The organism is Klebsiella sp. 10, from assembly GCF_018223925.1.
Classification (GTDB): Bacteria; Pseudomonadota; Gammaproteobacteria; order Enterobacterales; family Enterobacteriaceae; genus Klebsiella; species Klebsiella pneumoniae.
Genome location: NZ_JAGRRB010000027.1, coordinates 19,019 through 41,693, shown reverse-complemented (window position 1 = coordinate 41,693; position 22,675 = coordinate 19,019). Strand labels below are relative to the sequence as shown.

22 protein-coding genes are annotated in these 22,675 nt (G+C 57.9%); 8 read left to right on the top strand and 14 right to left on the bottom strand.

All coding sequences use genetic code 11. The features are described 5' to 3' along the window. Positions 1 to 92 precede the first annotated feature (92 nt). From fabF to yceD, 8 genes are all read right to left on the bottom strand, one after another. On the bottom strand, positions 93 to 1,334 hold the full coding sequence (gene fabF, locus KHQ26_RS24960) for a beta-ketoacyl-ACP synthase II (RefSeq protein WP_002900666.1): 1,242 nt from the start codon (positions 1,332 to 1,334) through the stop codon (positions 93 to 95). Between the two features lie 89 nt (positions 1,335 to 1,423). Continuing rightward, positions 1,424 to 1,660, bottom strand: coding sequence for an acyl carrier protein (acpP, locus tag KHQ26_RS24955; protein WP_000103754.1), 237 nt, complete (start codon positions 1,658 to 1,660; stop codon positions 1,424 to 1,426). A gap of 210 nt (positions 1,661 to 1,870) precedes the next feature. After that, complete coding sequence (fabG, locus tag KHQ26_RS24950) at positions 1,871 to 2,605, bottom strand: 3-oxoacyl-ACP reductase FabG (RefSeq protein WP_002899294.1); 735 nt, start codon at positions 2,603 to 2,605, stop codon at positions 1,871 to 1,873. A gap of 12 nt (positions 2,606 to 2,617) precedes the next feature. Next, positions 2,618 to 3,547, bottom strand: a complete 930-nt coding sequence (gene fabD / locus KHQ26_RS24945) for an ACP S-malonyltransferase (RefSeq protein WP_009308402.1) — start codon at positions 3,545 to 3,547, stop codon at positions 2,618 to 2,620. Positions 3,548 to 3,562: 15 nt separating this feature from the next. Continuing rightward, complete coding sequence (locus KHQ26_RS24940; protein ID WP_002899288.1) at positions 3,563 to 4,516, bottom strand: beta-ketoacyl-ACP synthase III; 954 nt, start codon at positions 4,514 to 4,516, stop codon at positions 3,563 to 3,565. A 53-nt stretch (positions 4,517 to 4,569) separates the two neighbouring features. Further along, positions 4,570 to 5,667: a phosphate acyltransferase PlsX gene (gene plsX / locus KHQ26_RS24935; protein ID WP_004224085.1), complete on the bottom strand. Its 1,098-nt coding sequence runs from the start codon at positions 5,665 to 5,667 to the stop codon at positions 4,570 to 4,572. A 203-nt stretch (positions 5,668 to 5,870) separates the two neighbouring features. Then, on the bottom strand, positions 5,871 to 6,044 hold the full coding sequence (rpmF, locus tag KHQ26_RS24930) for a 50S ribosomal protein L32 (RefSeq protein WP_000290724.1): 174 nt from the start codon (positions 6,042 to 6,044) through the stop codon (positions 5,871 to 5,873). Positions 6,045 to 6,060: 16 nt separating this feature from the next. Beyond that, a complete protein-coding gene (gene yceD / locus KHQ26_RS24925; protein ID WP_002899276.1) occupies positions 6,061 to 6,582 on the bottom strand; it encodes a 23S rRNA accumulation protein YceD in 522 nt (173 codons plus the stop codon). Positions 6,583 to 6,723: 141 nt separating this feature from the next. Here yceD and KHQ26_RS24920 point away from each other — a divergent pair, with 141 nt between their 5' ends. Then, positions 6,724 to 7,308: a Maf family protein gene (locus KHQ26_RS24920; RefSeq protein WP_002899273.1), complete on the top strand. Its 585-nt coding sequence runs from the start codon at positions 6,724 to 6,726 to the stop codon at positions 7,306 to 7,308. 37 nt (positions 7,309 to 7,345) lie between these two features. Here KHQ26_RS24920 and rluC read toward each other — a convergent pair whose 3' ends face one another. After that, the gene (gene rluC, locus KHQ26_RS24915; protein WP_002899271.1) at positions 7,346 to 8,299 is read right to left on the bottom strand and encodes a 23S rRNA pseudouridine(955/2504/2580) synthase RluC; all 954 of its coding nucleotides are present in this window, start codon (positions 8,297 to 8,299) and stop codon (positions 7,346 to 7,348) included. 699 nt (positions 8,300 to 8,998) lie between these two features. Between rluC and rne the strand changes: the two genes are divergently transcribed. Further along, positions 8,999 to 12,232, top strand: coding sequence for a ribonuclease E (gene rne, locus KHQ26_RS24910; RefSeq protein WP_025368281.1), 3,234 nt, complete (start codon positions 8,999 to 9,001; stop codon positions 12,230 to 12,232). A 38-nt stretch (positions 12,233 to 12,270) separates the two neighbouring features. Here rne and KHQ26_RS24900 read toward each other — a convergent pair whose 3' ends face one another. Then, positions 12,271 to 13,299 carry a LysR family transcriptional regulator gene (locus KHQ26_RS24900; RefSeq protein WP_029497108.1) on the bottom strand — a complete coding sequence of 343 codons (1,029 nt, stop codon included), beginning with the start codon at positions 13,297 to 13,299 and terminating at the stop codon, positions 12,271 to 12,273. Between the two features lie 16 nt (positions 13,300 to 13,315). On the opposite strand from KHQ26_RS24900, the gene KHQ26_RS24895 reads away from it, so the two are divergent. Continuing rightward, on the top strand, positions 13,316 to 14,530 hold the full coding sequence (locus tag KHQ26_RS24895) for an MFS transporter (protein WP_023284940.1): 1,215 nt from the start codon (positions 13,316 to 13,318) through the stop codon (positions 14,528 to 14,530). Positions 14,531 to 14,583: 53 nt separating this feature from the next. Here the strand turns inward: KHQ26_RS24895 and murJ are convergent, their stop codons facing one another. From murJ to rimJ, 4 genes are all read right to left on the bottom strand, one after another. Further along, positions 14,584 to 16,119 (bottom strand): murein biosynthesis integral membrane protein MurJ, encoded by a 1,536-nt coding sequence (murJ, locus tag KHQ26_RS24890; protein ID WP_002899104.1) that lies wholly within the window; start codon positions 16,117 to 16,119, stop codon positions 14,584 to 14,586. A 111-nt stretch (positions 16,120 to 16,230) separates the two neighbouring features. Continuing rightward, the gene (locus KHQ26_RS24885; RefSeq protein WP_029497509.1) at positions 16,231 to 17,142 is read right to left on the bottom strand and encodes a Gfo/Idh/MocA family protein; all 912 of its coding nucleotides are present in this window, start codon (positions 17,140 to 17,142) and stop codon (positions 16,231 to 16,233) included. 15 nt (positions 17,143 to 17,157) lie between these two features. Then, a complete protein-coding gene (locus tag KHQ26_RS24880) occupies positions 17,158 to 17,811 on the bottom strand; it encodes a YceH family protein (protein ID WP_004179323.1) in 654 nt (217 codons plus the stop codon). Positions 17,812 to 17,820: 9 nt separating this feature from the next. After that, positions 17,821 to 18,405: a ribosomal protein S5-alanine N-acetyltransferase gene (rimJ, locus tag KHQ26_RS24875; protein ID WP_002899099.1), complete on the bottom strand. Its 585-nt coding sequence runs from the start codon at positions 18,403 to 18,405 to the stop codon at positions 17,821 to 17,823. A gap of 229 nt (positions 18,406 to 18,634) precedes the next feature. Here rimJ and mdtH point away from each other — a divergent pair, with 229 nt between their 5' ends. The 5 genes from mdtH to bssS all read left to right on the top strand — a co-directional run bounded on the left by mdtH (position 18,635) and on the right by bssS (position 22,570). Continuing rightward, a complete protein-coding gene (gene mdtH / locus KHQ26_RS24870; protein WP_002899096.1) occupies positions 18,635 to 19,843 on the top strand; it encodes a multidrug efflux MFS transporter MdtH in 1,209 nt (402 codons plus the stop codon). A gap of 113 nt (positions 19,844 to 19,956) precedes the next feature. Beyond that, positions 19,957 to 20,517, top strand: coding sequence for a lipoprotein (locus KHQ26_RS24865; protein WP_004150824.1), 561 nt, complete (start codon positions 19,957 to 19,959; stop codon positions 20,515 to 20,517). 125 nt (positions 20,518 to 20,642) lie between these two features. Continuing rightward, entirely contained in the window at positions 20,643 to 21,689 is a 1,047-nt protein-coding gene (gene pyrC / locus KHQ26_RS24860; RefSeq protein WP_029497511.1) for a dihydroorotase, read from the top strand. 72 nt (positions 21,690 to 21,761) lie between these two features. Further along, entirely contained in the window at positions 21,762 to 22,013 is a 252-nt protein-coding gene (dinI, locus tag KHQ26_RS24855; RefSeq protein ID WP_002898994.1) for a DNA damage-inducible protein I, read from the top strand. Between the two features lie 302 nt (positions 22,014 to 22,315). Beyond that, on the top strand, positions 22,316 to 22,570 hold the full coding sequence (gene bssS / locus KHQ26_RS24850) for a biofilm formation regulator BssS (protein WP_002898992.1): 255 nt from the start codon (positions 22,316 to 22,318) through the stop codon (positions 22,568 to 22,570). The last annotated feature ends 105 nt before the right edge of the window (positions 22,571 to 22,675 follow it).

The following is a 22,675-nucleotide window of genomic DNA, read 5'->3' as shown; positions in this document are numbered from 1 at the left end:
CAGGACCCAGAGCAGAGAACAAGGGGAGAAAGCTGAATAAAAAAGGCCCGACGAACGGGCCTTTTGTTAAAGCAGTGCCGGGGCAAGCCCTGTCACACTTTTTTGAAGATCAGCGAACCGTTAGTGCCGCCAAAGCCGAAGGAGTTGCACAGGGTGTACTCCATACCGGAAACCTGACGCGCTTCGTGTGGAACGAAGTCGAGGTCGCAGCCTTCATCCGGGTTGTCGAGGTTGATCGTCGGCGGAACCGCCTGATCGCGCAACGCCAGGATAGAGTAAATCGACTCTACCGCCCCTGCCGCACCCAGCAGATGGCCGGTCATGGATTTGGTAGAGCTCACCAGTACGCGGCTCGCCGCATCACCGAAGACAGACTTAACCGCCTGCGCTTCCGCTTTATCGCCGGCCGGCGTCGAGGTGCCGTGGGCGTTGACGTAGCCGATCTGGCCTGGTTCGATGCCCGCATCGCGAATAGCATTCACCATTGCCAGCGCGGCGCCCGCGCCATCTTCCGGCGGTGACGTCATGTGGTAAGCATCGCTGCTCATGCCGAAGCCAACGATCTCGGCGTAGATTTTGGCGCCGCGTTTTTTGGCATGCTCGTACTCTTCCAGCACCACCATACCCGCGCCGTCTCCCAGCACGAAGCCGTCACGATCTTTATCCCACGGACGGCTCGCCGCCTGCGGGTTGTCATTGCGCGTGGAGAGCGCACGCGCCGCACCGAAGCCGCCCACGCCAAGCGGGGTGCTGGCTTTTTCCGCGCCGCCTGCCACCATCGCATCGGCATCGCCATAGGCGATGATGCGCGCGGCCTGGCCGATGTTGTGCACGCCTGAAGTACACGCGGTCGCGATAGAGATACTTGGCCCACGCAGACCAAACATGATGGTCAGATGTCCGGCCACCATGTTAACAATTGTGGAAGGAACGAAGAATGGGCTGATCTTGCGCGGTCCGCCGTTAACCAGCGAACTGTGGTTTTCTTCGATCAAGCCGAGACCGCCGATACCGGAGCCGATAGCGGCGCCAATACGGGTTGCATTCTCTTCCGTCACTTCAAGGCCAGAATCCTGCATGGCCTGAACGCCAGCGACAATTCCATATTGAATGAAGGCATCCATCTTGCGCTGTTCTTTGCGCGAGATAATGTCATCACAGTTAAAATCCTTTACTAAGCCAGCAAATTTCGTTGCATAGGCGCTAGTATCGAAATGGTCGATCAGGCTGATGCCACTCTGACCGGCAAGGAGAGCTTTCCAGGTAGACTCTACGGTATTGCCGACAGGAGACAACATGCCCAGTCCGGTCACAACTACACGACGCTTAGACACGTTTGTCCTCCAGGGAGGGAAAATAGATTCTTGTGGGACAATAAAAAGATAAAACTCAGGCGGTCGAATGACCGCCTGGAGATGTTCACTTACGCCTGGTGGCCGTTGATGTAATCAATGGCAGCCTGAACGGTGGTGATTTTCTCAGCTTCTTCGTCCGGAATCTCAGTATCAAACTCTTCTTCCAGAGCCATTACCAGCTCAACGGTGTCAAGAGAATCAGCGCCCAGGTCTTCAACGAAGGAAGCATTGTTGGTAACTTCTTCCTGCTTAACGCCCAGCTGCTCGCCGATAATTTTCTTAACGCGTTCTTCGATAGTGCTCATACTCTTAAATTTCCTATCAAAACTCGCTTTCGCGATGGTTTTCGTAGTGTATAAAATGTTGAAAAATTTGCAACTAAATCCCGGCAGGTCTTACCACGATTTTGCGCTATTTTGAGGCCGTTTGCCCTAAGAACGCAAATCTTTTCGCACAAAACCGCACAGAGAACCGTGCGAAGTGCGCGGTTCCTGAACGTTTTGCACAAATCTCGGTCAGACCATGTACATTCCGCCGTTGACGTGCAGCGTTTCACCAGTGATGTAACTTGCTTCGTCAGAGGCTAAAAATGCAACCGCGCTGGCGATTTCATTTGGGGTGCCAAGGCGCCCCGCAGGAACTGCCGCCAGCGTACCCGCACGCTGCTCATCGGTCAGCGCACGCGTCATGTCCGTTTCAATAAAGCCCGGAGCAACAACGTTTACAGTAATACCGCGGGACGCAACTTCACGCGCCAGTGATTTACTGAAGCCGATCAGACCCGCTTTCGCCGCGGCGTAGTTGGCCTGACCCGCATTTCCCATGGTACCAACCACAGAACCGATAGTGATAATACGTCCATGACGCTTTTTCATCATAGCGCGCATTACCGCTTTTGACAGACGGAAAACCGATGACAGGTTGGTTTCGATAATATCGTTCCACTCGTCATCTTTCATGCGCATTAACAGATTGTCGCGAGTGATCCCGGCATTATTCACCAGGATATCCACTTCGCCAAACTCTGCGCGCACATTTTCCAGAACAGATTCAATAGATGCCGGGTCGGTCACATTCAACATCAGACCTTTACCATTGGCGCCTAAATAGTCGCTGATCGCCTGCGCGCCGCTTTCGCTGGTCGCAGTACCGATAACTTTCGCGCCACGGGCGACGAGCGTTTCAGCGATGGCACGGCCAATACCGCGGCTTGCACCGGTAACCAGCGCGATTTTTCCTTCAAAACTCATGGTTTTCCTCTTTTATTGCTCAAGCGCCGCAGACATCGCCGCCGGCTCGTTAAGCGCGGAAGCGGTCAGGGTGTCAACAATACGTTTGGTCAGGCCGGTGAGGACTTTACCCGGGCCAACCTCATACAGGTGCGATACGCCCTCGGTAGCCATAAACTCAACGGTTTTGGTCCACTGCACCGGGCTGTACAGCTGGCGCACCAGCGCGTCGCGAATGGCGTCCGGCGCGGTTTCGCACTTCACGTCGACGTTATTCACCACCGGAATCGTCGGCGCGTTGAAGGTGATTTTCTGCAGCTCTACCGCCAGTTTTTCTGCGGCTGGCTTCATCAGCGCGCAGTGGGACGGCACGCTCACCGGCAGCGGCAGCGCGCGTTTGGCGCCGGCGGCTTTACAGGCGGCGCCAGCGCGTTCAACGGCCTCTTTGTGCCCGGCGATAACCACCTGGCCCGGAGAATTGTAGTTCACCGGAGAGACCACCTGCCCTTCGGCAGACTCTTCACAGGCTTTGGCGATAGCGGCGTCGTCCAGACCGATAATCGCGGACATGGCGCCGGTACCTTCCGGTACGGCTTCCTGCATGAATTTACCACGCAGCTCAACCAGGCGAACGGCATCAGCGAAACCGATAACGCCCGCGCATACCAGCGCGGAGTATTCGCCGAGGCTGTGACCCGCCAGCAGCGCTGGCGCTTTGCCGCCCTGCTGTTGCCAGACGCGGTACAGCGCCACGGAGGCGGCGAGCAGCGCCGGTTGAGTCTGCCAGGTCTTATTCAGTTCTTCTGCCGGGCCCTGTTGCGTCAGCGCCCACAGATCGTAACCCAACGCTGCGGAAGCTTCACCGAAGGTCTCTTCAATGACCGGCCAGGCGGCAGCCATTTCGGCCAGCATGCCTACGGCCTGAGAGCCCTGCCCCGGGAACACAAATGCGAATTGCGTCATGTTTAAATCCTTATACTAAAAACGAACCAGCGCGGAACCCCAGGTGAAACCGCCACCAAAGGCTTCCAGCAAAATCAGCTGACCGCGCTGAATACGGCCATCGCGGACGGCCTCATCCAGCGCGCAAGGGACTGACGCCGCGGAGGTGTTGCCATGGCGGTCGAGGGTCACAACGACGTTATCCATCGACATACCCAGTTTCTTCGCCGTCGCGCTGATAATACGCAGGTTAGCCTGATGCGGCACCAGCCAGTCCAGCGCTGAACGTTCAAGATTATTCGCTGCCAGCGTCTCATCAACGATGTGCGCCAGCTCGGTGACCGCCACTTTGAAGACTTCGTTGCCGGCCATCGTCAGATAGATCGGGTTTTCCGGATCGACGCGATCGGCGTTCGGCAGGGTCAGCAGTTCGCCATAGCTGCCGTCGGCATGCAGATGCGTCGAGATAATGCCCGGCTCTTCGGAGGCGCCCAGTACAACCGCGCCGGCGCCGTCGCCGAAAATAATAATCGTTCCGCGATCCGCCGGATCGCAGGTGCGCGCCAGCACATCGGCGCCAACAACCAGCGCATAATCTACCGCGCCGTTCTTCACATACTGATCGGCGACGCTTAGCGCATAGGTGAAACCGGCGCAGGCGGCGGCGACATCAAACGCCGGGCAACCCTTAACGCCCAGCATTGACTGGATCTGGCATGCAGAACTCGGAAACGCGTGCGTGCCGGAGGTGGTCGCAACGATAATCAGACCAATTTGCTCCGCGGACACGCCCGCCATCGCCAGCGCCTGCTTTGCGGCTTCAAAGCCCATCGTAGCAACTGTTTCATGCGCTGCGGCAATACGACGCTCACGGATACCTGTGCGGGTGACAATCCACTCGTCAGAGGTTTCTACCATTTTTTCCAGGTCGGCGTTTGTACGCACTTGCTCGGGCAGATAGCTGCCGGTACCAATAATCTTCGTATACATGTACGCTCAGTCACTCTTGGGTGATATACCCGCCTCGTTCAACCGCCGCGGCGTCAATCGTGGCCATTCGTCCCGCTTTGCTGTCGGGCGTTCACGTCACTGTCGCTTTCCGGCAGCTCGAAACCAGCTGGGTATAAAGATTCCAGGCGCGCGGCGATCCGCTGAGGGATCTGCCGCTGCACCGCCTGCACTGCCTGCTCTATCGCGACGCTAAAGGCGCGTTGATTGGCAGCACCATGACTCTTGATCACGGAACCGCGCAATCCTAACAGACAGGCGCCATTATACTGGTCGGGGTTGAGGTGACTGAATCGCCTCGCCAGGCTTTTTTGTAACCAACGTTTTAGTAACAGCAGCCACCACGACCGTTTTTTGCCCTCTCCCTGAGATTTCAGCAGTGAAAGGAACATTCTGACAACACCTTCCATGGTTTTTAATGTGACGTTGCCCGTGAATCCATCACAAACCAGCACATCGGTTTTTCCGGTCAACAGTTCATTGGCTTCAAGATAGCCGATGTAGTTGAGGGAAGGCAGCGTTTTGAGCACTGCGGCAGCATCGCGGATGCTGCCGAGGCCTTTCATCTCTTCTTCGCCGATGTTCAACAAAGCGACGCGGGGGTTGGCAATGCCGACCACTTCTTCCGCCAGCACCGCGCCCATTACCGCGAACTGCACCAGCATCGTGCTGTCGCAATCGACGTTGGCGCCGAGATCCAGCACCACGGTTTTGCCCTTCTGCTGGTGCGGTAAAACCGTCACCAGCGCCGGCCGCTCAATACCTTCGATCGGTTTGAGCAGCAGTTTCGCCAGACCCATCAGCGCGCCGGTGTTGCCAGCGCTGACGCAGGCTTGCGCCCGCCCTTCTTTCACAAGCTCCAGCGCCACGCGCATTGAGCTTCCGCGACTGCTGCGGATAGCCTGCGCGGGTCGCGCATCACTGGCAATAACTGACTGCGCAGGAATAATCTGCAGACGCGAACGTTGTTCGAAGTCAGCTTTGGCGAGTAATGGCGTGATGGCGTCGGGATCGCCGACTAAAAGAAGTGTGAGTTGCGAATTAGAGTTCAGTGCCTGCAGTGCTGCAGGCACCGTCACGGATGGGCCGAAATCGCCCCCCATGACATCTAACGCCAGGGTTAGACGTGTCAAGGTATCGTCGCTGCCCGGTTCGGTGATTCCCCAGTTGCCCGGGGAGTCCTCACTAAGCTTCATCACGCTGGCACCCGCGAATATTCACGCTGCAGACGCAACAATCCGGGCATAAATGCCCCCAGTGACCGGGTTAACCGAGTTTCCAGGGACGCACACGCCCGCCATGGCCTGCAACGGGAAATCCTGCGAGTATCGCGTGATTACTTAGCGATAACCTTGCGACCGCGGTAGAAACCGTCGGCAGTGATGTGGTGACGCAGGTGTTTCTCACCAGAAGTTTTGTCTACAGACAGGCTGGTGACTGCGGTCAGCGCGTCATGGGAACGACGCATGCCACGTTTGGAACGGGTTGGTTTATTCTGTTGTACGGCCATGGACCTTACTCCTCAATTACTTACGCTTTAAGCTGGCTAATACGGCAAATGGGTTTGGTTTTTGTGCCTCTTCAGGCAGTTCGCCAAAGACCATGTCCGCGTCGGACACTTCACAGTGTTCAGAATCATGCACCGGAACTACGGGCAGGGAGAGGATAATTTCATCCTCGACCATTGCCTGCAGGTCGATTTCACCGAATTCGTTAACCTCAATCGGCTCATACGCTTCCGGTAGTGCTTCGGCCTGTTCGTCATTTCTGACGGGGCTAAAACAATACGTGGTGTGGACGTGATGGGAGAACGGTTTCCCGCAACGCTGGCATTCGAGAGTTACCGTTACCTTTGCATCGCCAGTAATAACGGCGAGACGCTGGTTATCGATAGCGAACGACATGCTGCATTCCACATCGCTGTCCACGCTGACTACAGAATCGGTTACACGTTCAACCTGATCGCGGGCATAGATGCCTTCGTAATCAAGGCGTTTTTGAGCCGTGCGTACCGGATCAAGAGTCAGGGGTAATTTTACCTTTTGCATAGGGCGCGCATATTAACTTTGTAATGTCATAGAGTCAAAGAAAAAGGCAGCCTCAGGTTGCCTTTTGCCATTTATTCGCACACATTGCGGCGCATAGTTTAAGATGATGCTCTGCGAAGCGCTATATGTGGATGAAAAAATATGTCTGATCTTATCCTCGCGTCAACCTCTCCCTGGCGGCGCATGCTGCTGGAAAAACTGGGTTTACCGTTTGAATGTGCCGCGCCTGACGTCGACGAAACGCCCCGGCCTGATGAATCCGCACGTCAGCTTGTCACCCGACTGGCGCAGGCCAAAGCGCAAAGTCTGGCCACACGCTTCCCTAATCACCTTATTATAGGCTCCGATCAGGTTTGCGTACTGGACGGTGAAATCACCGGCAAACCGCACACCGAGGAAAATGCCCGCAGGCAGTTAAGAAAGGCCAGCGGGTCAATCATTACCTTTTATACCGGACTGGCGCTGTACAACTCTGCCAGCGGCCATCTGCAAACCGAATGCGAACCCTTTGACGTTCACTTTCGCCATCTCAGTGATAAAGAGATAGAAGGCTATGTGCGCAAAGAGAACCCGCTGCAGTGCGCCGGGAGTTTCAAGAGCGAAGGGTTGGGCATTACGCTGTTCGAACGGCTGGAAGGCCGCGACCCGAACACCCTGGTCGGTTTACCCTTAATCGCGCTCTGTCAGATGTTGCGCCGTGAAAACTACAACCCGCTGTTAGGCTGAGGCAAAAAAAACGGCGGAACTGATTCCGCCGTTGCGCTTATTTGCTCTTCCGTAGCACCTGTAAACAGTGCTTCAGCTGGTTGTCCAGCGGCGCCTCAACGCGCATCACCTCCCCGCTCCCCGGGTGGGTAAACTTCAGCGCCGCCGCGTGCAGGAACAGGCGGTTTAAGCCGGTAGCGGACAGCTGCTTGTCGAACTCGCGGTCGCCATAGCGGTCGTCAAAAGCGATAGGATGGCCGGCATACTGCGTATGAACGCGGATCTGATGCGTGCGGCCGGTGACCGGGCTGCAGCGCACCAGCGTGGCGAATTCGTAACGCTCTTCCACTTTAAAGCGCGTCTCCGACGGCTTGCCTTCCTGACTCACGCGAACGATGCGCTCCCCGCTCTGCAGAATATTCTTCAACAGCGGGGCCTGGACCACTTTGGTATGCGACTGCCACTGGCCGCGCACCAGCGCCAGATAATCTTTCTGCATGCCTTTATCGCGCAATTGCTCGTGCAGCGAACGCAGCGCTGAGCGCTTTTTCGCCACCAGCAGCACGCCGGAGGTATCCCGGTCGAGACGATGCACCAGCTCAAGGAAGCGCGCCTCCGGGCGCAGGGCGCGCAGCCCTTCAATCACGCCGAAGCTTAGGCCGCTGCCGCCGTGTACCGCGGTACCAGAAGGCTTATTGAGCACCAGAATATGATCGTCTTCATAGAGGATCACCTCAGAGAGCGCGGCCACTTTCTGCAGGTGCGGCGATACCGCCTCTTCTTCACGCTCCGCCACGCGCACCGGCGGGATACGGACTTCATCGCCCGCTTCCAGCTTATACTCCGGCTTCACGCGCTTTTTGTTTACCCGCACCTCGCCTTTACGCAGGATGCGATAAATCATGCTCTTCGGTACGCCTTTCAATTGCGTACGCAAAAAGTTGTCGATACGTTGCCCCGCTTCATCAGCAGCAATGGCAACCATTTTTACGGTTGGGGTCTCAGTTTTCATGGTGCGCGATTCTAAATAGCCGGACGCATTAGCGCCACTCATTTTTATATGCTTATATTTATCATTATCCTGTTTTCACGGTTTACCTGACCGCCATTTTGTTTGTTATTAGAACAATCTGTATGGGCAGGTGATAAAACTGTGAGTAACCGGGTGATAAAAGGTGAAAGTCAACTTGCTATAACAAGGTTAGCAATGGAATAATGAGACCGTTTTCCGTATTGCATCTTGTTAGAACAAGACATTAGCGGAATGACCAATTTTGTCTGACCGATCGCCCACGCAGCAATGGCGTAAGACGTTGTGATCTTTCAGACAGTTAGCGGGCTGCGGGTTGCAGTCCTTACCGGTACAGGCTCTATGGATTTCAAGTCGCAGGAAGGCGTCAACTCCGGGACTCCCGGGAGCTCATCTGGATCGCCAGATCGAGGTGAGCAGGTTAAGCCACCATGCCTGCAACGCGAAAGACGACGAGTATAAATGGAATATTCTCTGGTGATACATCCCAGGCTGTTCCCCTGAATAATTGCGCTGTGTTTCCGTTTGAAACACAGGCGACCGACACTCTGCGCCTCTTAAGCGCGCGACAACCGTGAGGTTGGCGACGTGAACCAGACACGAGGCCATCGGTTTTCCCCCGGAAAGGCATTACTCTGCCCGCAGCTTAGTCTTCAATGTAAGAATAATGAGTAAGTTACGATGAAAAGAATGTTAATCAACGCAACTCAGCAGGAAGAGTTGCGCGTCGCCCTTGTTGATGGGCAGCGCCTGTACGACCTGGATATCGAAAGCCCCGGGCACGAACAGAAAAAAGCGAACATCTACAAAGGCAAAATCACCCGCATTGAACCCAGCCTTGAAGCCGCGTTTGTTGATTACGGCGCCGAGCGTCATGGTTTCCTCCCCCTCAAAGAAATCGCCCGCGAATACTTCCCCGCCAACTACAATGCGCATGGTCGTCCTAATATCAAAGACGTACTGCGGGAAGGTCAGGAAGTTATCGTGCAGATTGATAAAGAAGAACGCGGCAACAAAGGCGCTGCGCTCACCACCTTTATCAGCCTGGCGGGCAGCTATCTGGTACTGATGCCGAACAACCCGCGCGCCGGGGGAATTTCCCGCCGTATCGAGGGCGACGACCGTACCGAACTGAAAGAAGCGCTGGCGAGCCTGGAGCTTCCGGACGGCATGGGCCTGATCGTTCGCACCGCTGGCGTCGGCAAATCCGCCGAAGCCCTGCAGTGGGACCTGAGCTTCCGCCTGAAGCACTGGGAAGCGATTCAAAAAGCCGCGGAAAGCCGTCCGGCGCCGTTCCTGATCCACCAGGAAAGCAACGTCATTGTCCGCGCCTTCCGTGACTACCTGCGCCAGGACATCGGCGAAATCCTGATCGATAACCCGAAAGTGCTTGAGCTGGCGCGCCAGCATATCGCCGCGCTGGGTCGTCCGGATTTCAGCAGCAAAATCAAACTGTACACCGGTGAAATCCCGCTGTTCAGCCATTATCAGATCGAATCGCAAATTGAGTCCGCCTTCCAGCGCGAAGTGCGCCTGCCTTCCGGCGGGTCTATCGTTATCGATAGCACCGAAGCGCTGACCGCGATCGATATCAACTCCGCCCGCGCCACCCGCGGCGGCGATATCGAAGAGACAGCCTTCAATACCAACCTCGAAGCGGCTGACGAAATTGCCCGCCAGCTGCGTCTGCGCGACCTCGGCGGCCTGATCGTTATCGACTTCATCGATATGACCCCGGTTCGCCACCAGCGCGCCGTGGAGAATCGTCTGCGCGAAGCCGTCCGTCAGGACCGGGCGCGCATTCAGATCAGCCATATTTCGCGCTTCGGCCTGCTGGAGATGTCCCGTCAGCGCCTGAGCCCGTCGCTGGGCGAGTCCAGCCACCACGTCTGCCCGCGCTGCTCCGGCACCGGCACCGTGCGTGATAACGAATCGCTGTCGCTCTCTATTCTGCGTCTGATCGAAGAAGAAGCGCTGAAAGAGAATACCAAAGAAGTCCACGCCATTGTTCCGGTACCGATCGCCTCCTATCTGCTGAACGAAAAACGTGCCGCAGTGAGCGCTATCGAATCCCGTCAGGGCGATGTGCGCGTTATTATCGTGCCAAACGACGAAATGCAAACGCCGCACTACTCCGTCCTGCGCGTGCGCAAAGGTGAAGAAACCTCAACGCTGAGCTATCTGCTGCCGAAGCTGCATGAAGAAGAGATGGCGCTGCCAGGCGACGATGAGCCGGCGGAGCGGAAACGTCCGGAACAGCCGGCCCTGGCCGCTTTTGTCATGCCAGATGCGCCGCCAGCCCCGATGCTCGAAGAGCCTGCCGCCGCGCCTGTCGCCGCAGCGGCACCGGTCGCGGCCGCCGCACCGGCGCAGCCTGGCCTGCTCTCACGCTTCTTCAGCGCGCTGAAGAATATCTTCTCTGGCGCCGAAGAGGCCAAACCGGCTGAAGTTCAGGTCGAGAAGAAAGCGGAAGAAAAACCGGAGCGTCAGCAGGAGCGTCGTAAACCGCGCGCCAACAACCGCCGCGACCGCAACGACCGCCGTGATAACCGCGACAATCGTGACAACCGCGATAACCGTGACAATCGCGACACCCGTGCGGACAATGCCGAGGGCCGTGAACCGCGCGAATCGCGTGAAGAGAACCGTCGCAACCGTCGCGAGAAGCCGTCGCAGAACGTGGAAGCCCGTGATGTTCGCCAAACCTCAGGCGACGACGCGGAGAAAGCGAAATCCCGTGACGAGCAGCAGCCGCGCCGCGAACGCACCCGCCGCCGCAATGACGACAAACGTCAGGCGCAGCAGGAAGCCAAAGCGCAGACTCGCGAAGAGCCGGTTGTGCAGGAGACGGAGCAGGAAGAGCGTGTACAAACTCTGCCGCGTCGTAAACCGCGCCAGCTGGCACAGAAAGTGCGCGTTGAGTCCGCTGTCGTCGAGCCAGTTGCCGAGATCGTGCCAGAAGCCGTAGTGGCTGAAGTTATCGCTCCGCAAAGCGAGCCGGTGAAAGCCGAGCTGCCGGCAGGGGTGGAGAGCGTTGCGGACCAGGACGAAAATGGCGAATCCCGTGAAGCGAACGGTATGCCGCGTCGCTCACGTCGCTCCCCGCGTCACCTGCGCGTCAGCGGTCAGCGTCGTCGTCGCTATCGTGACGAACGCTATCCGACCCAGTCGCCTATGCCGCTGACCGTAGCCTGCGCATCGCCGGAGATGGCTTCCGGTAAAGTCTGGATCCGCTACCCGGTGGTTCGTCCGCAGGATCAGCAGCCGGAAGAGGTTCAGGTTCAGGACGCCAGCGTCGCGAAAACTGTCGAGGCCGTAGCGGCCCCGGTTGCCGTCGTTGAAACCGTTACCGCTGCGCCGGTCACCGTCGAGCCGGCTACCATGGAACCAGTAACCGCTGAGCCGGTAGTCGTTGAGCCGGTAGCGGCCGCCGAGCCGCTGGTCGTTGATGCTGCGGAAGTTGTCGCGCCAGCAGCCGTCGAGCCAGCGCCTCAGGAGCCGGTCACCGAAGCACCGGCTGTCGAAGCGCCTCAGGCTATCGCGCCAGTGACGCTCGACGCCGAGCCGGTGGTGGTAGAACCTGAAGCGGTGGAAACGACGCCTGTCGTTGCAGCGCCAGTGGAAACTATCGCCCCGGTCGCAGAAACCGTGGAGCAAGCGCCAGTGACCGAAGCGGCCCCTGCCGAACCGGTCAAAGCCGAGCCCCCGGTGAGCAAGCCGGTCGTAGTGGCGGGTCATCGCCATGCCACCGCGCCAATGACCCGTGCGCCAGCTCCGGACTATGTCCCGGAAGCACCGCGTCACAGCACCTGGGTGCGCCCGCCGTTCGCCTTTGAAGGTAAAGGCGCCGCCGGTGGTCATAGCGCGACCCATAAAGCCACCGCTGAACCGACTCGCCCACAGCCCGTCGAGTAAGCGTGCTTAATAAAAAAACCGGCCTTTGGCCGGTTTTTTTATGCGCTTTGCGGACGCTGCATCCCGGCGAGATCCGGCATGATCTCCCGCATCAGGTCGAGGAACTTACGCAGGCGTGTCGGGTAATAGCGCGCCCAGGGATAAACCAGATGAACCGGCAGCGAGGCGGGTCGCCACTGCGGGAACAGCTCAATCAGCCGTCCGGCGGCAATATCCTCCACGACCGTCCAGCTGGACACCATCGCCACCCCCAGCCCCGCCAGCGCGGTGTTGCGCGCGACGTAAAGACTGTCAGTGCTCAGACAGGGAGTAATCGCTGTAGAGACAATCTGCCCGCTTGCCTGATGCCTGAGCCGTACCTCATGCTGATAAAAGGTATTAATGGCGATCCATGGCAGGCCCGATAACGCCTCCAGCGAGGTTAACGGCGGATACTTCGCCAGCAGCTCAGGAGAAGCCACTACGCAGCGCGGCACTTCCGCCAGCAGTACGGATACCGTTGCTGGATCCACCTCCGCCCCCACGCGAATAGCGCAGTCGATATTATCGCTGAGGAAGTCGACGGTATTATCGTTTAGCATCCACTCCACCGACAGCTGCGGATGGCGCTGTAGAAATGCCACCAGCGGCGCCAGCAGCTGCTGCTGGCCAAACGCGTGGGGCGCCCGCACTCGCAGAACGCCCACCGGCCGATCGTCGGCAATACGCAGGTCATCCTCCAGCGCCAGCCAGGCGTCCACCACCTGACGGGCGTGACGATAACAGCGTTCGCCATCGTCAGTGAGCTTCATCGCATGGGTGGTGCGCAGGATCAGCTTAACCCCCAGCAGCCCTTCAAGGGACTGCAGGCGGCGGCTGACGGTCGCCTGGGTAGTGTCCATCTGCCCTGCGGCGGCGGAGAGCGATCCGGCCTCTACGATGCGGATATAGGTGCGCATCAGCTCAATGCGGTCTATACGCTCTTGTCTTTTCATTTTCCTTTTGCCTATACGTTCTACGTATAACCGTTTTACCACCAGCCCGGCTACCGCGCCAGCCGCGTTCAGGGAAAAATAGCCCCATCGCATCTATGAGGCATTGAACATGACACCGACTTCCCTTTCCACCCGCGACGCAGGCTGGATTATCTTCATTCTCGCACTCGGCGCCGGCTTTAGCGTCGCCTCTATTTACTACGCGCAGCCGCTGCTGCCGTTGATGGGCGCCAATCTCCACCTGACTGTAGAAGGTATGGGTCTGGTCCCTACCCTGACGCAGGCGGGTTATGCGCTCGGCATTCTGTTCCTGCTCCCGCTCGGCGACCGCCACGATCGCCGCCGGCTGATCCTGGTGAAAAGCGCGCTGCTGGCGCTCCTGCTGCTCCTGTGCAGCCTCACCGGCCAGCTCAGCTCACTGCTGGTGGTCAGTCTGCTGATCGGTATGGCGGCGACCATGGCGCAGGATATCGTCCCGGCGGCGGCGATCCTCGCCCCGGCGGGCAAGCAGGGAAAAATGGTGGGCACGGTGATGACCGGGCTGCTGCTGGGGATCCTGCTCTCCCGGACGGTCAGCGGCGTGGTGGGCGCCGTATTCGGCTGGCGGGTGATGTATCAGGCGGCGGCGGTCAGCGTCGCGCTGATTGGCCTGGTAATGTGGCGCGTCCTGCCGCGCTTCGCTGTGCACTCGACGCTGAGCTATCCGCAGCTGATGGCCTCGATGGCGCATCTGTGGCAGCGTTACCCGGCATTACGCCGCGCCGCGCTAGCTCAGGGCGCGCTCTCCATCGCCTTTAGCGCCTTCTGGTCGACGCTGGCGGTGATGCTCTCCGAACACTATCACATGGGCAGCGCAGTAGCGGGCGGTTTCGGTATCGCCGGGGCCGCCGGGGCGCTGGCCGCGCCGCTTGCCGGCGGTCTGGCCGATAAATTTGGCGCCGGTAAGGTGACACAGATGGGTGCGGCGCTGGTCACCCTCTCCTTTGCCTTGATGTTTATGCTGCCGCTGCTGCCAGTGCACGCTCAGTTGACGCTGATTGCCCTGTCGGCGATTGGCTTTGACCTTGGCCTGCAGTCAAGCCTGGTGGCGCATCAGAACCTGGTATATGGCCTTGAGCCACAGGCCCGCGGCCGCCTCAACGCCCTGCTGTTCACCGTGGTGTTTATCGGGATGTCGCTGGGGTCGGTGCTGGGCAGTAAGCTGTACGTGCTGGCCGGCTGGAACGGAGTGGTCACGCTGGCAGTGATCACTGGCGCGCTAGCCCTGGCGATCCGTCTGCTGGAGAATGCCCGCATCCTCGCTGCCGAACGCAGCGCATCATAAAAAAACCCCGCTTCGCCTGCGGCGAAGCGGGGTTTTTCTACCCACACAACCGCTTACGCCGTGCGACGGACAAACTCTTTCACGCGGAAGCCCAGCACCAGCAGCGTGGCGAAATAGGCTACCACCCCGGCGATAACCACCGCCAGCAAACGCATCAGACGGAACGGCATCGTCCCCAGCGACCACTCAGGCATGAGATGCATGACGCCCAGCAGCGCCGCGGCCATAACCAGCACTGCAATAATCAGACGCAGCAGGAAGGCCAACCAGCCTGGCTGCGGGGTGAAAATTTTCTGTTTACGCAGCTGCCAGTAGAGCAGCGCGGCGTTCAGGCAGGCCGCCAGGCCGATGGACAGCGACAGACCCGCATGCTTCAGCGGGCCGATAAACGCCAGGTTCATTACCTGGGTCATAATCAGGGTGATAATAGCAATCTTGACCGGGGTCTTGATGTCCTGACGGGAATAGAAGCCCGGCGCCAGCACTTTCACCACGATAAGGCCCATCAGCCCCACGGAATAAGCCACCAGCGCGCGCTGGGTCATCGCCGCGTCAAAGGCGCTGAATTTGCCGTACTGGAACAGAGCCACGGTCAGCGGTTTGGCGAGGATCCCCAGCGCCACCGCGCTCGGCAGCGCCAGCAGAAAACAGAGACGCAGTCCCCAGTCCATCAGCCGGCAATACTCGTCATGGTTACCGCTGGCGAAGCTTTTTGACAGCGATGGCAGCAGGATAGTGCCAAGCGCCACGCCCAGCACGCCGGAGGGAAACTCCATCAGGCGGTCGGCATAATACATCCACGACACCGAGCCCGACACGAGGAATGAGGCGAAAATGGTATTGATGATAAGGGAGATCTGGCTTACCGACACGCCAAGGATCGCCGGCCCCATCTGCTTCACCACCCGCATCGCGCCGGCATCTTTCAGATTAATTCGCGGCAGGACCAGCATGCCAATCTTCTTCAGATGCGGCAGCTGGTAAGCCAGCTGCAGCACGCCGCCGACCGTCACCGCCCAGGCCAGCGCCAGCACCGGCGGATGGAAATACGGCGCGGCAAACAGCGCAAAGCCAATCATACTGACGTTGAGGAACGTCGGCGCAAAGGCCGGCACCGAGAAGCGGTTCCAGGTATTAAGGATCGCCCCCACCAGCGAAGCCAGGGAGATCAGCAAAATATAGGGAAAGGTAATACGCAGCAGCTGGGTGGTTAGCGCAAACTTATCGGCGGTATCGGCAAAGCCGGGCGCAGTAATGGTGATTACCCACGGCGCCGCCAGCATCCCGATAACGGTAACGATAGCCAGGGCCAGGGTCAGCAGCCCGGAGACGTATGAGACAAACACGCGGGTGGCATCTTCGCCCTGCTTGCTTTTATATTCGGCAAGGATCGGCACAAACGCCTGTGAGAAGGCGCCTTCGGCAAAAATACGCCGCAGCAGGTTAGGCAGTTTGAAGGCGACAAAAAAGGCATCGGTCGCCATCCCGGCGCCAAAAATACGCGCCACAATCGCATCGCGGGCAAAGCCCAGCACGCGCGAAAACATGGTCATCGAACTGACTGCCGCCAGTGATTTTAAAAGGTTCATTACGCTGTTATTCCAAACCCTGGAGTAAAACGCCCGCAAATGCGGGCGCTGGAAAGTGGCGATAGTCTACCGGGTTCAACATGAATTACTACTGTCAGTTGTTACAATGGATTATTCGCTAATGGCGTCGCGCCACAGTTTCTCAACGATCCGCTGAGCCAGCAGCGCCTGTTCGCCTGCAGTTTCAGGAACTGTCTGATTTTGCACGCATTCGATAAAATGGCGCGCGCAGCCGACAAAGCCGCGCTGCTCAAGGGTGGTTTGCCAGCCGGCAACCGGGCGCTGGACCACGCCATGACCGCACTCCTCCTGCCATTCGCGCATCTCGCTGACGGCATATAGCCCGCCATCCGTGACCGCCTGCACCCACTCGCGCTGGCTGCCTGCGCGACGATGCATGCTGGTGGTGACCTGCAGCCGGGGCGAACTGAACTGATGTTCGGCATAGAGCATTTCGCCCTGCGGGGTGATCTTCAGCGCGCCGCCGCGCAGACGTGCCTGTCCGTCGGCCAGCCATAGCGCGGTATCCACCACATGCAGATAGTCATCAAGCAGCGTAAAGCGCAGATCGTTGCCGACGCTATCGCTACGGTGTTTATCCATCCGCAGCGAGGCCGCCTCGCCCAGCCGCCCCTTCAGCTCCCGATAGAGCGGCGCGAAGCGGCGATTGAAACCGACCATCAACGTCAGTCGACGTCGCGCCGCCAGCTCGACCAGCGTCTCCGCCTCACTCAGCTTGTCCGCCAATGGTTTATCCACACAAACATGAACCCCGGCATTCAGTAAGTGATTCACTACTTCATAATGTGAAGCCGTCGAGGTATGGACAAAGACCGCATCGCACTGTGCCGCCAGGGCATCGAGGGAATCAGCGTATGGCATCCGCCAGGTTTCGCAGATCCGTAGCGCCTTCTCTTTACCCGGCGACCAGGCCGCCTGCAGCGTCCAGCTTTCCGCCGCCCCCAGCACCGGCAGCCACGCTTTCTGCGCAATGCTGCCTAAGCCGACCACCCCAATGTGCAATCTTGTCCCCACGTTTTAGTCTCCCAGATGGTGTAACAGCGAATCGAGGCGCGCTTTCAGCTCCGCCACCTCGCCCTCCAGCGCTTCAACCCTGGCGCGCAGATCGCCGTCATCGTCCAGCGGCGCGAGAGCTTCCACTGTGGTGATCAGCGTGTCCATATCGTCGCAAAACAGATGCATATAGCGGCTTTCCCGTTTTCCCGGCTCCCGGGGCAACCGGGCGACGAAGGGGCCATCTTCGCGCGTCGTCAGCCCTTCCAGCACGCTTTCCACTTCCGCCATATCGCTGAACTCATACATCCGCTGCGCCCGGCTGCGTAATTCGCCCGGCGTCTGAGCACCGCGCAGCAGCAGCGTCGTGACCACCGCAACCTCGCCGGCGCTAAGCTTCAGATCGCCAAATTCGGAGTTGCAAAAGCGCTGTTCATACTTGGTGACGCGATTACCGAATCCGCTGACCGTGCGCAGATAGTGCCGTTTCACCAGCGTATCCAGCAGGGCCTGGACCTCGCTTTCGCTCAGCGACATCACTGGCTCGCGGTTGGTTTTCTGATTGCAGGCGGTCACCACAGCATTTACCGACAGCGGATACTGCTCGGGGGTGGTGACCTGCTTTTCCAGCAGGCAGCCAATGACGCGCGCTTCATGCGCAGTTAACTGATATTTCATCCTCTCTCCTTAACGTCCCGCAGACCAGTCCGGCGTCGTTAGCGCCGTCAGTACATGGTCACGCCACTGCCCGTCAATCAGCAGATAATCTTTGGCGTAACCCTCTTTTTCAAACCCCAACCGCGCCAGCAGCGCGCCGCTGCGCTGATTATGCGGCATGTAGTTGGCCATAATGCGATGAATATGCTGCGTGCGCTGCATATAGCGAATCGCCGACGTCAGCGCTTCAAACATCAGCCCCTGCCCCTGCCACTTCTCGCCAATGGAATAGCCAAGATAACAGGCATGGAAAGATCCGCGCACCACGTTGGAGAAATTCGCCACACCGATGATCTCTTTTTCCTCAGGGTCGAGCAGCGCGAAATAAAAAGCTGACCCCTGCTTATGAAACTCAGCGATCATCGACAGACGCGCCTGCCATCCGGAGGGATAGCAGTGGCTGTCGTCACGAACCGGCTCCCAGGGTTTTAAGAACGCTTTATTTTCGGCGTAATAATCGGCCAGACGCCAGGCGTCACGATCGTGAACCAGGCGCACCACCAGCCGGTCCGTCGTCAAACGCACCTTCGGCACGTTACTGCGATAGCCAAACATTTCCTTTTTCAGTCCCCCTGACTTCACTCTTGCTTTCATCACTATACCTTTCCTGCACGATAGTGTGAAAACAGCAACATACCATTTTCTGCGCCATCTCCTCTTTTCGATGAATAGGCTCAATCGATCTTGCTTTTTGATAAAAAAATATTGTCGCAAGGGTGCTGGGAAAAGCAGCAGATTGCCCGCAGAATATCCTCGCTTATCTCTATTTTTCCCTGGAGGGGAAATGTCCCGCGTCTCGCAGGCAAGGAGCCTGGGTAAATATTTCCTGTTAGTCGATAACATGCTGGTCGTGCTGGGCTTTTTTGTCGTTTTTCCGCTGATTTCCATCCGCTTTGTCGATCAGATGGGCTGGGCAGCGCTGATGGTCGGCATTGCGCTCGGCCTGCGCCAGCTGGTACAGCAGGGATTAGGCATCTTTGGCGGCGCCATCGCCGACCGCTTCGGCGCGAAACCGATGATCGTCACCGGTATGCTGATGCGTGCCGGCGGTTTCGCGGCGATGGCCGTCGCCCATGAGCCGTGGGTGCTGTGGTTCTCGTGCATACTCTCCGGACTCGGCGGTACACTGTTCGATCCGCCGCGGGCGGCGCTGGTGGTTAAGCTGGTGCGTCCGCATCAGCGCGGCCGCTTTTTCTCCATCCTGATGATGCAGGATAGCGCCGGCGCGGTGATTGGCGCGCTGCTGGGCAGCTGGCTGCTGCAGTATGATTTTCGCCTGGTGTGCAGCGCCGGCGCCGCGCTGTTTATCGCCTGCGCCGCGTTTAACGCCTGGTATCTGCCGGCATGGAAGCTCTCGACGGTGAAAACGCCGATTCGCGAGGGTCTGGGCCGGGTGCTGCGGGACAAACGCTTCGTCACCTATGTCCTGACGCTGACCGGCTATTATATGCTGGCGGTGCAGGTGATGCTGATGCTGCCGATCATGGTGAATGACATCGCCGGCTCGCCGGCCGCCGTGAAATGGATGTACGCCATCGAAGCCACCATTTCGCTCACCCTGCTCTATCCTATTGCCCGTTGGAGCGAAAAACGCTTCCGCCTTGAGCACCGGCTGATGGCCGGTCTGCTGGTGATGACCCTGGCCATGCTCCCCATCGGGATGACCAGCAGTTTACAGCAGCTGTTTACCCTGATTTGCCTGTTTTACATCGGCTCTATCATTGCCGAACCCGCCCGCGAGACGCTGGGCGCTTCGCTGGCGGACGCCCGGGCGCGTGGCAGCTATATGGGTTTCAGCCGTCTGGGGCTCGCCTTCGGCGGCGCGCTGGGTTACGCGGGCGGCGGCTGGCTGTTTGATGCCGGGAAAGCCGTCGGCCAGCCCGAACTGCCGTGGCTGATGCTCGGCGCCATCGGGGTTATCACCTTCCTGGCGCTATGGTGGCAATTCAGTCCGAAACGCTCTGCCTCCGGTATGCTGGAGCCGCGCACCTGATGCGCGCGGCGGCGGATTCTCCTGCTTTCAGCCTATTCTGCTGGCGCGATGGGTGCTGACAGGTCATGATGCTTTGTGTCAGGATGAAGGAAGGTATGAGCTTGAGGAACCCCATGAAAAAGATATTGATCGCCGCCGCGCTAATTGTCAGCGGCCTGCTGAGCGGCTGTAATCAGCTGACCCAATACACGGTAAGCGAGCAGGAGATTAACCAGGCCCTGCAGAAGCGAAACCATTTCGCCAAAGATATTGGTCTGAAAGGCGTTGCCGACGCCCATATCGAACTGCAGAACCTGACCAGCGCTATCGGGCGCGAGGAGCCGGGCAAAGTCACCCTGAGCGGGATCGCCAACGTCGATCTTAACTCCCTGTTCGGTACGCAGAAAGCGACGATCGATCTGAAGCTCAAAGCGCTGCCAACCTTTGACCGAGAGAAAGGCGCCATCTTCCTGCAGGAAATGGAAGTGGTCGATGCCAAAGTGGCGCCGGAGAAGCTGCAGTCGGTTATTCAGGCCCTGCTCCCCTACCTGAATCAGTCTCTGCGCAGCTACTTCAGCCAGCAGCCGGCTTATGTCCTGCGTGAGGACGCCAGCACCGGCGAAGCGCTGGCGAAGAAATACGCCAAAGGTATAGAGGTGAAGCCAGGCGAGATTGTCATCCCCTTTACCAATTAATCTCCAGGGCGCTACGGCGCCCTGAATTTTTTACGGAAATGAGTGCAAAGGAAAACGTTTACGCTTATCCTTAGTGCCCGGCAAAAAACAGCCCTGATGACTGAACCTATTAGCCGGAGCCTTCCATGACAGCACAATCCCAGATATTGAAAATCCGCCGCCCAGACGACTGGCATATCCATCTGCGCGATGACGATATGCTGAAAACCGTCGTGCCTTATACCAGTGAGTTTTATGGCCGGGCGATCGTGATGCCGAATCTGGTGCCGCCTGTCACCACCGTCGCGGCGGCTATCGCTTACCGCCAGCGCATTATGGACGCCGTGCCGGCCGGGCATGATTTTACCCCGCTGATGACCTGCTATCTGACAGACTCTCTCGACCCAGCGGAGCTGGAACGCGGCTTTAACGAAGGGGTGTTCACCGCCGCCAAGCTCTACCCGGCCAATGCCACTACTAACTCCAGCCACGGCGTCACCAGCACCGACGCCATTATGCCAGTGCTGGAGCGGATGGAAAAACTGGGGATGCCGTTGCTCGTTCACGGCGAAGTCACTCACGCCGAGATTGATATTTTCGATCGTGAAGCGCGCTTTATTGAGACGGTGATGGAGCCCCTGCGCCAGCGCCTGCCCGGCCTGAAAGTGGTTTTTGAACATATCACCACCAAAGACGCCGCCGAGTACGTGCGTGACGGTAATGAACTGCTGGCTGCTACCATCACCCCGCAGCATCTGATGTTCAACCGCAACCATATGCTGGTGGGCGGCATTCGCCCTCACCTGTACTGTCTGCCGGTACTTAAACGCAATATTCATCAGCAGGCTCTGCGGGAGCTGGTCGCCAGCGGCTTCAGCCGCGCCTTCCTCGGCACCGACTCCGCACCGCACGCCCGCCACCGTAAGGAAGCCAGCTGTGGCTGCGCCGGCTGCTTTAACGCCCCGACCGCCCTCGGCAGCTACGCCACGGTGTTTGAAGAAATGAACGCTCTGCAGCACTTTGAGGCTTTCTGCTCGCTAAACGGCCCGCGCTTCTACGGTCTGCCGGTCAATGAGAGCTACGTTGAACTGGTGCGTGAAGAGACGACCGTTGTGGACAGCATTGCCCTGCCTAATGACACCCTGGTGCCCTTCCTGGCGGGTGAAACCGTTCGCTGGACCGTGAAGAAATAAAAACGCAGCCCCCTGTTGTCAACGCTAACCGGATACTGTATAAATAACCAGTATCGAACGCAGGGGGCAATTATGCGCATTGAAGTGTCTATCGCCAAAACGACCGCCTTACCTAACGGCGCGCTGGAAGCGCTGAATAACGAACTCTCTCGCCGTATCGCCGAGCAATTCCCGGCCATCGATAGCCAGGTGAGCGTCCGTTACGCCACCGGCAATCAGCTCTCGGTGTTTGGCGCCCTGAAAGAAGACAAAGACCGGATAAGCGAAATCCTGCAGGAAACATGGGAAAGCGCGGACGACTGGTTTGTCCACGATCTCTCCTGAAGCATGGCGGGATCCAGTTACTCTGGTTTGCTCCCTCATTGTGCTTTTTTTGCCGGGTCGCCCCGGCTTTTTTTATCCCCTCTTCTGTTCAGAATAGTCCTGATTATTCTGCTCAATATCGACTAAAGTGGCCATTTTACGCGCTTATCTTGAGTAAAAAAGCGGCAAAAGAAGAAAATCATGCTGCCTTTCATTTAATTTCTCGAGTTTATTCTTGATCCCTGATATAATTAACTTGCTTCAAAAAATATGCATTAAACCTCGAGAATTGTTGTCTTTTAACATATGAATAAGGGGTTATGATGGAAAAAAATAATGAAGTCATTCAGACCCATCCCCTCGTTGGATGGGACATCAGCACCGTTGATAGCTACGATGCGCTGATGTTGCGCCTGCACTACCAGAACCCCACTCAAGAAAACAGTAATGATGCTGAGATCGGCCAGACGCTATGGCTAACGACGGACGTCGCACGTCAGTTTATTTCAATCCTGGAAGCAGGCATTGCGAAGATTGAATCTGGCGAATACCAGGAAAACGAGTATCGCCGACATTAACGCGGCTTGCGAATGACTTAACATTAAACTTAACAGGCACCTGCGGGTGCCTGAATTATTTTCGGGCTTGTATAAGCACAGGGAGTTAATTACCCTGCTAACAAG

Excerpts from the sequence above, each read along its gene's own strand:
- acpP (WP_000103754.1), bottom strand. The coding sequence starts at position 1,660 with ATGAGCACTATCGAAGAACGCGTTAAGAAAATTATCGGCGAGCAGCTG.
- fabG (WP_002899294.1), bottom strand. The coding sequence starts at position 2,605 with ATGAGTTTTGAAGGAAAAATCGCGCTGGTTACCGGTGCAAGCCGCGGT.
- fabD (WP_009308402.1), bottom strand. The coding sequence starts at position 3,547 with ATGACGCAATTCGCATTTGTGTTCCCGGGGCAGGGCTCTCAGGCCGTA.
- KHQ26_RS24940 (WP_002899288.1), bottom strand. The coding sequence starts at position 4,516 with ATGTATACGAAGATTATTGGTACCGGCAGCTATCTGCCCGAGCAAGTG.
- rpmF (WP_000290724.1), bottom strand. The coding sequence starts at position 6,044 with ATGGCCGTACAACAGAATAAACCAACCCGTTCCAAACGTGGCATGCGT.
- yceD (WP_002899276.1), bottom strand. The coding sequence starts at position 6,582 with ATGCAAAAGGTAAAATTACCCCTGACTCTTGATCCGGTACGCACGGCT.
- KHQ26_RS24920 (WP_002899273.1), top strand. The coding sequence starts at position 6,724 with ATGTCTGATCTTATCCTCGCGTCAACCTCTCCCTGGCGGCGCATGCTG.
- rluC (WP_002899271.1), bottom strand. The coding sequence starts at position 8,299 with ATGAAAACTGAGACCCCAACCGTAAAAATGGTTGCCATTGCTGCTGAT.
- rne (WP_025368281.1), top strand. The coding sequence starts at position 8,999 with ATGAAAAGAATGTTAATCAACGCAACTCAGCAGGAAGAGTTGCGCGTC.
- KHQ26_RS24900 (WP_029497108.1), bottom strand. The coding sequence starts at position 13,299 with ATGCGATGGGGCTATTTTTCCCTGAACGCGGCTGGCGCGGTAGCCGGG.
- KHQ26_RS24895 (WP_023284940.1), top strand. The coding sequence starts at position 13,316 with ATGACACCGACTTCCCTTTCCACCCGCGACGCAGGCTGGATTATCTTC.
- murJ (WP_002899104.1), bottom strand. The coding sequence starts at position 16,119 with ATGAACCTTTTAAAATCACTGGCGGCAGTCAGTTCGATGACCATGTTT.
- KHQ26_RS24880 (WP_004179323.1), bottom strand. The coding sequence starts at position 17,811 with ATGAAATATCAGTTAACTGCGCATGAAGCGCGCGTCATTGGCTGCCTG.
- rimJ (WP_002899099.1), bottom strand. The coding sequence starts at position 18,405 with ATGTTTGGCTATCGCAGTAACGTGCCGAAGGTGCGTTTGACGACGGAC.
- mdtH (WP_002899096.1), top strand. The coding sequence starts at position 18,635 with ATGTCCCGCGTCTCGCAGGCAAGGAGCCTGGGTAAATATTTCCTGTTA.
- KHQ26_RS24865 (WP_004150824.1), top strand. The coding sequence starts at position 19,957 with ATGAAAAAGATATTGATCGCCGCCGCGCTAATTGTCAGCGGCCTGCTG.
- pyrC (WP_029497511.1), top strand. The coding sequence starts at position 20,643 with ATGACAGCACAATCCCAGATATTGAAAATCCGCCGCCCAGACGACTGG.
- dinI (WP_002898994.1), top strand. The coding sequence starts at position 21,762 with ATGCGCATTGAAGTGTCTATCGCCAAAACGACCGCCTTACCTAACGGC.
- bssS (WP_002898992.1), top strand. The coding sequence starts at position 22,316 with ATGGAAAAAAATAATGAAGTCATTCAGACCCATCCCCTCGTTGGATGG.